Genomic DNA, 11179 nt, shown 5'->3' with positions numbered 1-11179 from the left:
AGAATTTAATGCGGTTGCAGTAGCTAAGCACGATTAAATTTCGAACCGCTTTAGTTTAAGGACATTTAAATCTCGAGCTGTCGTATTTAGGAGCGCTTAAATTTTATGCCGTTTATTCAAATGCGGCTAATTTTGCGCTGTTATGTTACGATGCCTGCTGCACCACGCACTGCTCGCGATCTTAAATTTCGCTTCGGAATTTTAAAATTTCATCGCACGACGCATCTAGATTTCGTCGCAAAAGCTCCGGCGCAAACGCCGCCCGCAGTAGAAATTTTATCGCGGATTTTTAAAATTCCGCGCCGATGTTTTCAAACCCTGCGCCGCTTGCCGCCGCTACTCTAAAATTTAACCAAACAGAACGGTCCCGCCTAGAAGCTTTGCTTTGAGATTGGCGAAAGACGAGCGTAACGAACACAACCGACGCCGCATAACGACACGCGACGAACCAAAAAAAAGCGCGCGGCGCAGATCGCAAACGAGCTAAATTTTAAAATTTTACCGCGCCCGAGGCCTTAGCGCAAACGCGATAAATTTTATGTTTTAGTGCGCCTTTGAACCCAATCGCATCAAATAAATTTTAAACGAAATTTCAACGCTGCGGCGCTATTTTATATTTTTATAAAGACTATTTTAGTAAAATCAGAGCTTTATGAGCGAGATAAAAATTTTAATCACCGACGAGGATCTGTGCGCCCCGAGGCGGCTTTTGAGCAGGCGCGATAAGAAGCTGGCGCGCGCGCGAGGTCATCTGCGCGAGTTTCGCGTTTCGCGGGCGCTTAAGGCGCGCTTTAAAAAGCGCGGCAGATTTTGCATCTCGCACAAAAGCGCGGAGGGCAAAACGATCGTCGCCGTGGCTCTAGCGAGGCAAAAATTCGGGCTCGATCTTGAAATTTTAAAACCGCGGAATTTTGCCGCGGCGAGCGAGTTTTGTTTCAACGCCTTTGAGCGCGAGCTTTTGGCGGCAGCGGACGAGAGCGAAAAAGCGCTTGTTTTTTATAAAATTTACACAATCAAAGAGGCGCTGATTAAGGCGCGAAGCCTAGGTTTTTACGCACTTGCTCGCGTGGGGCTGGCGCGCGGCGCAGACGGCGGGGCTCTGGCGTTTGATGAGCGCGGCAGGGCGTGGTCACATAAGAGCTATATTTTGGAGGGCGAGATTTTGATTTCGCTCGTTTTTAGGGAGAATTTTTGAGACCTGTTTATCGTTTTTACGCTATTTCTAAAACGGCTTTCATTCTGCTTTGCGCCGCGTTTTTTATAGGCGGATGTGCGCGCAAGGCGCCTGAGCAGATAGCTGAATTTAGCCAAAAGCAGTTTATCTTGACTGATCCTAACGGCGTAAAAAGCAGAGCCCTGATCTCAAAAATTTCACCCGCAGACGGCGAGAAGAGCCGCTACAAGCTCGTCTGGCTCGATATGCTAGGCGCGCCGATCGCACGTAAAATTTTATCGATCAAAGGCGGCGAGGCGAAATTTCGCAACGACGGCTTCCTGCCGCCCGATTCACAGAGCGAGCTAGTATTTTTAGCCCTGCTTGAGAATGCGGATAAAGCAAATTTCGCCATAAACGCAAAGGGGCGCCGATATGACGCAGTATCTAAGTAGCCCTGGTCTCATCTGTGCGGGCGCAAACAGCGCCGCAGAGCTTTTTAGCGCGCTGTGCGAGAAGAGATCCGCTCTGCGAAAACTTAGCGTCTGTGGCAAAAATTTCATCTTTGGGCGCGTGGATACGCCACTGCCGCAGATCAAAGATCGCGCCTACGCCACGCGCACGAACGCCCTAGCGCTTTACGCTTGCCTCGGCATGCAAGAGCAAATAGAGCAAGCCGTGCAAAAATTCGGCGCGCACCGCGTAGGAGTGGTGTTTGCGACTACCAACACCGGCGTGCAGGAAAACTATGCGGAATTTTTCGCTTGCGGTAAAGACACGGGAAATTTCATCTCGCAAGGCTGCCAAAGCCCCGCACCGCGCAGTGAAATTTCTGCGATGAACGGCGAAAATTTCGCCAAAAATTCGAAAGCCGCAGACGATAAATTTAAAAACTTTTGCTTCGAGCGCAACTCCCACGCAAACCCCGCAAATTTTATCCGCGAACGCTTCGGACTAAAATCCGTCGCGATCGGGGTTTCGAGCGCTTGCACCAGCGGAAACAAAGCTCTCATCGAAGCTTCGCGCCTCATCTACGCGGGACTTTGCGACGCGGTTGTGTTCGGCGGCGCCGACGCATTAGACGAACTCACGCTGCAGGGATTTAGCGCACTTGAAATTTTAAGCGAGCAGCCGCTAAAGCCGTTTTCAGAGGCGCGATCAGGCACAAATCTAGGCGAAGGGGCCTGCGCATTCGTGCTTTCGCGCGAACGCATAAGCGACATCGCGCTTTTGGCTCATGCCGCAAATTCCGACGCCTACCACATCACCAAGCCCGATCCTAGCGCGCGCATGCAGATCGCAGCGATCAAAACCGCGCTAAAATCGGCGCAGCTGCAAAGCGTGGACTACGTAAATCTACACGGCACGGGCACTGCGGCCAATGACGCGATGGAGGCTTTGGCTATGAGCGCCGCCCTACCCTTAGCGCCCGCGAGCTCGTCAAAATGGGCGACCGGACACACCCTGGGCGCTGCGGGAGCGATCGAGCTTGCCGTGTGCTACGAGGCGATCAGGCAAGGCGTGATCCCGCCGAATTTTACAAATGATAAAATTTGGGGCGGCTCGGAGGCTGAAATTTTTCGCGGCGTGCAGGCGCGGCACGGCGAGCGAAACGATGAAATTTTAAACAGCAAAAGCGATCAAATTTCATGCAGCTTGGGCGATGAAAATTTGCAAAACGCGCAGGGTAAAATTTTAAAAAGCAGCGCGGATGAAATTTTGGCTGCGTCTAAAGCTTTGCATGGCACGGACGATAAAATTTTAGATGATAAAATTTTAAAAGACGCCGCGGATCAAGCTTCGCAAACGAGCGAAATTCCGGCTGCGCTGTCTAAATTTAATCTCGCATGCGAAGCCAAAAAAGCGCGCGTAGATACCGCGATGAATCTAAGCTTTGCTTTCGGCGGCGACAACGCCGTAACCATAATAGGACGCGTATGAAAGCCTCTAGCATCCTACCGCAGAGCGGATATATGGTCTTCGCGGATGAAATTTTAGAGGTTAGCGACGGGTATGCGAGCTGCGCGTTTAGCGTTAAAGAGGACTCGCCGTTTACAGAAGACGGCAAGCTCGGCAGCTACGCATACATGGAGATCATGGCGCAGTGCATAGGCGCCTATTCGGGTCACCGAAACGGCGGCGAGGCAAGGCTCGGGTTTTTGCTGGGCGTGCGGAACCTCGATATTTCGCGCTCAAGCCTGAAGGTAGGTGAGCGCGTGATCGCGACGGCGAGGCAGAGCGTGAGCGACGGCGAGGGGCTATATATCTTCGACTGCGAGATCCGCTGCGGCGGCGAACATATCGCAAGCGCCACGCTAAGCGTAATGCGTGCGAGCGACGAAATGATAAAGAGTATAAATGGCTAAGAGAATTTTAATCACCGGAGCAAGCGGCGGTATCGGCGAGGCGTGCGCGTTAAATTTAGCGCAAAAGGGTTACGGCTTGGCGCTAAACGGGCGCAACGAAGCAAAGCTAAAAGACGTGGCGAAGCGTTGCTCGGATGCGGGCGCGGCGGAAGTTCAAATTTTAAAATTTGACGTCGCAGATACCGCTGCGGCGCAGAAGCGGATCGAAGCAGATATAGAGGCAAACGGCGCATACTGGGGCATCGTGCTAAACGCTGGCATCACGCGAGATAACTCCTTCGTGTGGTTCGAGCGCGAGGATTGGCAAAGCGTGATAGATACGAATTTGGGCGGGTTTTATAACGTCCTAAAGCCCGCGCTGATGCCGATGATCCGCGCCAAAAAGGGCGGGCGTATCGTCGTGATGAGCTCGGTTAGCGGAATTGCCGGCAACCGCGGCCAGAGCAACTATGCCGCTAGCAAAGGAGGCCTAATCGCCGCGGCAAAATCGCTAGCGATAGAACTTGCAAGCCGCAAGATCACGGTAAACGTCGTGGCTCCCGGGCTCATCAAAACGGCGATGAGCGAGAGTATAAACGAAGCTGCAAGCGAGCAAATTTTAAGCGCGATCCCGCTAGGCCGCATCGGCGAGCCGAGCGAGGTGGCGCATTTGGTGGAGTTTTTACTAAGCGAAAATTCCGCATATATCACAAAAGAGGTTATTAAAATAGACGGTGGATTATGTTAAATAGAGTAGTTATTACGGGTTTTGGCAACGTCTGTGCATTCGGACGGGACTGGGCAAGCATAAAGCAAAATTTGGCGCAGCAAAAAAGCGCCGTAGTTTATATGAGCGAATGGGATATCTTCGGCGAGGAGCTAAACACCAGGCTTGGTGCGCCGATACAAAACTACGCGCCGCCTGCACACTGGAACCGCAAAGATACTCGCTCGATGGGCAAGGTAGCGATGTTTGGCGTAGATGCCGCGGGCGAAGCTCTGGCGGATGCTGGGCTTTTGAAAGACGAGCGCATCAAGGACGGCCGTATGGGCGTCGCAGCGGGTAGCTGCAGCGGCGATGCGAAAGCTACTGGCGAGGTCGTAGATATTTTGCACGGCAAGGATAGCACCTTCAACGCCAACTCCTACGTCAAGATGATGCCCCACACCGTCGCTGCGAATATCGCGATCTACTACGGACTAAAAGGCAGGCTCATCCCCACCGGCTCTGCGTGCACGAGCGCGTCTCAAGCGATCGGATACTCCTATGAAGCGATAAAATTCGGCCTTGCGGATATGATGCTGGCAGGCGGCGCGGACGAGCTACACCCGAGCCAGGCATTCGTATTTGATAAGCTCTACGCGACAAGCTGTAAAAACGACACCCCTACCCTCAGCCCCGCGCCGTTTGATATAGCGCGCGACGGGCTGGTTTTGGGTGAAGGCGGCGCTATATTCGTACTAGAAAGCCTAAGAAGCGCACTTGCGCGTGGCGCTAAAATTTACGCCGAGATAGTGGGCTTCGGCACGACCTGTGACGGCACGCATATCACCCGTCCACAGAGTGAGACTATGCGCGCGGCGATGCAGCTGGCGCTCAAAGGGGCCGCCATTTCGCCGGATCTCATCGGGCACGTAAACGCCCACGCTACGGCGACCAAGCAGGGCGACGTTGCAGAATCTACGGCAACGCATGAAATTTTCGGCTCGCAGACGCCCGTGAGCTCTTATAAGGGATATTTGGGTCATACTTTGGGCGCGTGCGGGGCGTTAGAGAGCTTCATCTCAGTGATGATGATGAACGAGGGGCTATTCTATCCGAATCTAAATTTACGAGCTATCGATCCGCAGTGTGCGCCGCTTAGATATCTCACACAGCCGCAGGAGATAGAGACGGACTACGTTATGAATAACAACTTCGCTTTCGGCGGCGTGAACACATCTTTGATTTTTAAAAAATTTATCGACTAAAGGAGAGAAAATGAAAAAATTTCTATTTTTCGTAGTTGCGACGCTTTTTGTCGCTAATTCGGCTTATGCCAAAAACGACATCATGCGCTTCCCTATCGCCGCGGCACTCGCAGAACCCGACGCTAAAGCCAAGCTTGATCCGAACATAAAATTCTACTTCGGCAATAAATCCGCAGGCAGAAAGATCACGCAGCAGCTAAGCTCGAATAAAAAAACAAACAGCATCAATAAGACCGATCAAGCCGCATGCAACCGCGCGTTTTTATCGGCGCTGCTTAGTTTTCAAGATCGCGCCAAAAAAGAGGGCGGCAACAAGGTCGTCAATATCACGAGCTACTATTATAAAAACGTTTTCGTGAGCGACAAAGAGTTTGAATGCGGCGTAGGCTCGATAATGAACGGCGTCACGCTAAGAGGCTATATTGCAAAATAAACTAAGCTTCGGCGTAGCTTACGCAAGCGCGATAATTTCGGGCGAGCCGGCGGAGTTTTATAAAAATTTCGCCGCTTGCTCGGACGGAATTTCCGAAGTAAATTTAGGCGGAAATTCCGATCTCGCTTGCGATGCAGATCAAAATTTTACGTATGATTTCGCGTTAAATTATACGCAAGATTTTACAGATATTCTGGACTGCAAGCAGAATTCTATAAATCCCGCAAATTTTGCAGCGCGCGAAAATAGCGAAAGCGCGGGTCGTAACCTTGCCGCAGAAGGTCTTGATGAAAATTCTACTAAGCTCGGCTCGCAGCGAGGATTAAATTACAAAGCGGATGCATCTAAATTTAACCCCTTGCGCGGTTTTGATTGCGGCTCCGAAGAAACGACGGGACTTTATAAAAATTTCGCGGCACGCAAGGACGAGGCCTTACACAACAGCTCTGGAGAAAATTTAGAAATTTCTGCTCACGCCCGCTTAAAAGATGAAATTTTAGCGCTAGAAGCTTTAAGGAAAAAACCGGCTCTTGAGCACATTCCGCCGTTGCAGCGCCGCCGCTTGGGGCTCGGGGCGAAACTTTGCATCTCGCTTTTAGGCGAAATTTCGCAAAATGCGCCGCAAAGCTTAGCTGAGGAAAACTCCTTAAATCTCGCACCTCAAAATTTAGATGCAAGCAAAAGCCGCACCGCCGCACAAAACCCGCCGCCGCAGGATTTCGCAAATGAAAATTCTTTAAATTTTATGCCGCAAAATTTAGATTCGGCAAATGAAAATTCCTTAAATTTCGCGAGGCAAAATTCCAAAACAAACGAAAGCTCGGAAACCTGCGATCATGCGATGCAAAGCTCCGCGACGCAGCCCGAAGGAATGCCGCTCGTTTTTTGCTCGCGCCTGGGCGAGATCAACCGCTGTTTTAGCCTGCTCGGCTCAATGAGCGAAAGCGTCTCGCCTTCGAGCTTTTGCGTCAGCGTACTCAACGCTATCGCGGCGCAAAATGCGATTTTTACGCAAAACCATGCCGAAATTTCGACGATCTCAGCAGCCTGCGCGCTCGAAAACGGCGCAATAATCGCCGCTGCAAGGCTAAAAGAAAGCGCGGAAAATTCCGGCTCCGCGCAGGACGCAAACGAAGATGGCAAGGACGGCGAATACAAGTCGGGTAACGATAAAATCGCCCTGCTCTGCTATTTTGAGGAGGCAAATAACGACTATCTGAAGCGCTGCGACTTCGCCTGCGCCCTACTTCTGGTGCTTCAGCGCGGAGATGACATGCAGATCGAAATTTCGCCGCACGTTGCGGACGCAACGGCGCAGAGCCTAGAGGCGCAAAATCCGAAACCGCGAACCGAGAATGAAATTTTACGAAGCTTTAAAGAGGGCGGCGAGATCCCGCTAGATACCGCGGTGGAATTTTTGGCTAAAATCCTCTCCGGTAAGCGCGAATGGCGCAGCAGCGACGGGGTTTTAGACTATCTTTGGCGCGTCAAAGATCCAGCCAAAATCGCAGCTTTTTTAAGGCAAAATCGTGAGCGCTAAAATAGCAAAATTTCATCGCATGAGCAAGCGCGGCGAGACGAGCAAATTTGATCAAAATCCCAGGCCGCGCAGAGCCGCAACGGCGCGAACGAATAGCTTTAAATTTAGCCGCTCCGCCAAACGCGGATATAGTGAAAGTTTTAAATTTAGCAGCGCCATCAAACACAGACTTGATCAAACGGTGCATCTTAAAAGCACGCCTAAAGGGCGCGCGCCATACGCCTCCAAATCGCGTTGCAATGAGGCGCGCTGCGAAAATACACTGCCGAGGCATACGCAACGAACTGAAAAAAATTCTCCCAAACGGTGCGAGTTGCGGGCTATAAAAATTTTACCGCAGCAGTACACTGTAAAATTCCGCTATAAAGACAGATGCGGCGCACTGAAACAGTACGCGCGGCAAGTTGTAAATTTCATAAATTTAGCAAAACAAAGCTTGCGCTACAAGTTTAAATTTAGCCGCGCGATCAACCGAGTAGCCTCTCAGGCAAAATGCATACGACAAGGCGTTGCGATGAATTTTAAATTTTGCGGCGCCGCGAGCTATAAATTTAATCAGACGGCGCGTCGTATGGTGGCGCCAAAGCAGCGTATATGGCGCTTCGCAGAAATTCTGTCGCAACGGCGCGCGTGGCAAACCGCCGAAATTCTACCGCAACGATATGTGCAGCAAAAGATAAAAATTCCATCGCAGCAATACGCACGACGAAGCATGCGGCAAGCTATGGAAATTTCACCGAGGCAATACGCACGGCGAACGGCGGGAATTCTACAAGATTGCAGTTTATCGCGCGTCACAAAAATTCTATTGCTTCGGCACATGCACAGCGCCGAGATCGCCTCCCCTCAGACCATGAAAGCTCTATTGCTTCAGCACACGCCGCAAGGCGAAATATCGCGCGCAGAGAACTGTAAAAACTCCGCTACGATGCGGCAAACGGCAAGCCGTAAAAATTTTATCGAGATCGCGCGCATGATGAACCATCAAATCCCTGCCGAGAACAACAAAACCCTCGCCGAGAGCCGTAAAATTTCCAACAAAATCTGCCGTAAAATCTCCGACGAAAGAGGCGCTGCGCAATGAAGCAGACAGATCCGCTAAGGCGCAAGCTTAAACAGATCGGCATCGCGTTATCCTTCGCAAGCTTCGGCGCGCTGTGTATGATAGGCAACCTACTCTTCCTCCCCGTAGCGCTGCTGCGGCTAAACCGCATAGAGGTCGTGCGAAATTTCGTACGCGATTTTATAATGATCTCGTGGCGCATCTTTTTGCTGCTAGCGCGACTTTACGGCAGCATCGGCGTGAACTGGCGCTGCAAACTCCCGCCTAGCGGCACTCTCATCATCGCAAACCACCCCAGCCTGCTTGACGTGGTGATCTTTTTAGCTCACGTGCGGCGCGCAAACTGCGTAGTCAAGGAAAGTCTGTGCAAAAACCCCTTCCTCTCCGCCGCCATCGCAGCCGCGGGCTACATCCCAAATACCGGCTCGGAAGCGATGATAGATGCGTGCCACAGCGCCCTTGCGCGAGGAGAAAGCCTAATCATCTTCCCCGAGGGCACGCGCACCGCGGATCGCATCGCCATGCACAAAGCGGCGTTTTACATCGCGATAAATTTCGCAAAAAACATAAACTGCGTCGCGATAAAAATGGATCCTAAAAGCCTAAAAAAAGGACAAGTATGGTACGATACGCCCGAGGTTCGTATGAGATACGACCTCTACGAGCTGTGCGCGCTGGATCTAACGGGCTTCGAGCCGGATCGTCCAAACCCGATCCGCGTGCGCAAACTCTACGAAAAAATATCAAATCTATATGAAAAGGAGAATCTGTGAACGAAGAAATTTTGGAACTTAAGGAGCTGATCATTTCGGGGCTGAACCTCGAAGACGTCGCGCCCGGCGACATAAATGACGATGAGCCGCTTTTTGGCGACGGGCTCGGGCTCGATTCGGTCGATGCGCTGGAGCTCGGGCTTTTGGTGCAGAAGAAATACGGCATCGTGCTTAACTCAAAAACCCAAAATTTAAAGCAAATTTTCTCATCCGTTGCGTCTTTGGCGCAATACATCGCCGAAAATAGGAGTAAAAATGAGTAAAGATGAAATTTTTGAAATTTTAAAAAAGGCGCTCGTGGAGCTCTTTGAGATCGACGAGAGCAAGGTCGTGCCTGAGGCTAAAATTTACGAGGATCTGCAGATCGACAGCATCGACGCGATCGATCTGGTCGATTACGTCAAGAAAAACACCGGCTACAAGCTGATGCCCGATGATTTTAAAAATATCCAAACCCTTGGCGACATCGTGGATGCCGTAGCCGCGAAGCTCGATCAGGGCGCGAGCGTGGAGACTACGGGCGGCGAGAGTTAAATTTCGCCGTGCGTCGCGGCAAGATCGCGGGTGTTGCGGTTTGGTAGTTTACTTTGCGGCGGCACGGGGCAGCGGGCGATCGGATAACATAGGCGGCGTTTGTTTGACGGCGCGCGGCGGTTTGATAACGTGCGGCACATATTATCAAAGGTGTGCGGTGAACGGCTTTTACGGGCTTAGCGCTTAGCGGCGCGGCTTAAAGCCCGCTTGTCTGCCGCTTTTAGGCTAGTATGTAAAGCGCTTTACGAGCTAAAATTTTTATCCGCGAGCTTGAATGAAATTTTGAAATTTTAAAAGACGTTGTTTCTTTTGCAACCGCTGTTTTCATAAAATTTCAAAAATTTTAATATCATTTTATTTTTAAATAGAAAACACCTAGAAATTTTTCTAAGTGTTTTCTATTCTTAAAACTTATAAGTAAGCTATTAATAATTTTACTGTTTCAACAATTCCATCATTATGACATCTTTCATAGTGATGAGTTGCATCAACATTTGGTCCTATACAAGCATATTTAAAATCAAATCCTTGTAAGATTGCAGTTGTTGCATCTGAACCATATCTATTATATACACCAACAGTATACTTTATATTATTTTTATTAGCAGTTTCTTGAAGTTTTTTTCTAAGAGTGAAATCATATGTACTTCTGCTATCCTTAGCAATAATTTGTACCTTTTTCTCATCTCCATGTGCATCTTCACCTGCAACAAGACCAATATCAACTGCAATAAATTCATCTAAATCTTCTGGGAAAATTGATACACCATGTCCAATTTCTTCATAATTAGAAAAATATACATATAAGTCAGTTTTTGGTTTTAATTTATTATCTTTTAAATATTTTATATAAGATAAAATTTGAGCAACACATAATTTATCATCTAGATATCTTGATTTTATATAACCATTATCTAAAATTCTTGTACGAGTTTCAAAAGAAACAAAATCACCTTGTAAAATACCTAATTTTAGAACATCTCCATCACTTTTAACTTCTTCATCTATTCTTATTTCCATTGTTTCTTCTGTTCTTGGCATTTCTCTAGCAACATCTCCATAAACATGGACAGAAGCTTTGATTGGAAGTATAGTTCCTGTATATGTTTTTTCAGAAAGAGTATGTATTGTTACATGTTCTCCTTCAACTGATCCCCAAGCGAAACCTCCAACATTAGTAATTTCAAGTCTTCCATTCTTTTTAACTTTTTTTACTACTGCTCCTAAAGTATCAACATGGGCAGAAATCATTTTTTTATAGTTAGAATCTTTCCCTTTAACATAAGCAATTAATGCACCTTTTTTTGTTATATTATATTTTTTTACTCCTAAGCTTTCTAATTCTTTTCTTACCCATTCAATAGCAT

14 protein-coding genes are annotated in these 11179 nt (G+C 49.1%); 13 read left to right on the top strand and 1 reads right to left on the bottom strand.

Features of this window, described 5'->3' with window-relative positions; translation table 11 throughout:
- Positions 1–105: 105 nt before the first annotated feature.
- The 13 genes from Q0620_RS02310 (at position 106) to Q0620_RS02250 (ending at position 9812) form a co-directional block, all read left to right on the top strand.
- The gene (locus Q0620_RS02310; protein WP_298783051.1) at positions 106–345 is read left to right on the top strand and encodes a hypothetical protein; all 240 of its coding nucleotides are present in this window, start codon (positions 106–108) and stop codon (positions 343–345) included.
- A 307-nt stretch (positions 346–652) separates the two neighbouring features.
- Entirely contained in the window at positions 653–1195 is a 543-nt protein-coding gene (locus tag Q0620_RS02305) for a 4'-phosphopantetheinyl transferase superfamily protein (protein ID WP_298783050.1), read from the top strand.
- Entirely contained in the window at positions 1192–1608 is a 417-nt protein-coding gene (locus tag Q0620_RS02300) for a hypothetical protein (protein ID WP_298783049.1), read from the top strand. Before Q0620_RS02305 ends, Q0620_RS02300 begins: the two co-directional genes overlap by 4 nt.
- Positions 1589–3094, top strand: coding sequence for a beta-ketoacyl synthase N-terminal-like domain-containing protein (locus Q0620_RS02295; protein WP_298783048.1), 1506 nt, complete (start codon positions 1589–1591; stop codon positions 3092–3094). The genes Q0620_RS02300 and Q0620_RS02295 overlap by 20 nt, the downstream gene beginning before the upstream one ends.
- Entirely contained in the window at positions 3091–3519 is a 429-nt protein-coding gene (locus Q0620_RS02290; protein ID WP_298783047.1) for a hypothetical protein, read from the top strand. The genes Q0620_RS02295 and Q0620_RS02290 overlap by 4 nt, the downstream gene beginning before the upstream one ends.
- Complete coding sequence (fabG, locus tag Q0620_RS02285; RefSeq protein ID WP_298783046.1) at positions 3512–4246, top strand: 3-oxoacyl-ACP reductase FabG; 735 nt, start codon at positions 3512–3514, stop codon at positions 4244–4246. Before Q0620_RS02290 ends, fabG begins: the two co-directional genes overlap by 8 nt.
- Positions 4240–5469, top strand: coding sequence for a beta-ketoacyl-ACP synthase (locus Q0620_RS02280; protein ID WP_298783045.1), 1230 nt, complete (start codon positions 4240–4242; stop codon positions 5467–5469). Before fabG ends, Q0620_RS02280 begins: the two co-directional genes overlap by 7 nt.
- Positions 5470–5479: 10 nt before the next feature.
- Complete coding sequence (locus Q0620_RS02275) at positions 5480–5902, top strand: excinuclease ABC subunit A (RefSeq protein WP_298783044.1); 423 nt, start codon at positions 5480–5482, stop codon at positions 5900–5902.
- Positions 5892–7442, top strand: coding sequence for a beta-ketoacyl synthase chain length factor (locus Q0620_RS02270; protein ID WP_298783043.1), 1551 nt, complete (start codon positions 5892–5894; stop codon positions 7440–7442). Before Q0620_RS02275 ends, Q0620_RS02270 begins: the two co-directional genes overlap by 11 nt.
- On the top strand, positions 7432–8526 hold the full coding sequence (locus Q0620_RS02265) for a hypothetical protein (protein ID WP_298783042.1): 1095 nt from the start codon (positions 7432–7434) through the stop codon (positions 8524–8526). The genes Q0620_RS02270 and Q0620_RS02265 overlap by 11 nt, the downstream gene beginning before the upstream one ends.
- Positions 8523–9278, top strand: coding sequence for a lysophospholipid acyltransferase family protein (locus tag Q0620_RS02260; RefSeq protein WP_298783041.1), 756 nt, complete (start codon positions 8523–8525; stop codon positions 9276–9278). Before Q0620_RS02265 ends, Q0620_RS02260 begins: the two co-directional genes overlap by 4 nt.
- The gene (locus tag Q0620_RS02255; RefSeq protein ID WP_177388711.1) at positions 9275–9541 is read left to right on the top strand and encodes a phosphopantetheine-binding protein; all 267 of its coding nucleotides are present in this window, start codon (positions 9275–9277) and stop codon (positions 9539–9541) included. The genes Q0620_RS02260 and Q0620_RS02255 overlap by 4 nt, the downstream gene beginning before the upstream one ends.
- Positions 9534–9812: an acyl carrier protein gene (locus Q0620_RS02250; RefSeq protein WP_295152246.1), complete on the top strand. Its 279-nt coding sequence runs from the start codon at positions 9534–9536 to the stop codon at positions 9810–9812. The genes Q0620_RS02255 and Q0620_RS02250 overlap by 8 nt, the downstream gene beginning before the upstream one ends.
- A 411-nt stretch (positions 9813–10223) precedes the next feature.
- Here the strand turns inward: Q0620_RS02250 and Q0620_RS02245 are convergent.
- On the bottom strand, positions 10224–11179 hold a 956-nt coding region (locus Q0620_RS02245), incomplete at its 5' end, for a M42 family metallopeptidase (RefSeq protein WP_298783040.1).

Origin of the sequence: uncultured Campylobacter sp., from assembly GCF_938017615.1 — a bacterium.
GTDB lineage: Bacteria > Campylobacterota > Campylobacteria > Campylobacterales > Campylobacteraceae > Campylobacter_B.
The sequence above is the reverse complement of the archived record's forward strand: the minus strand, read 5'-3'. Positions and strand labels throughout refer to the sequence as shown.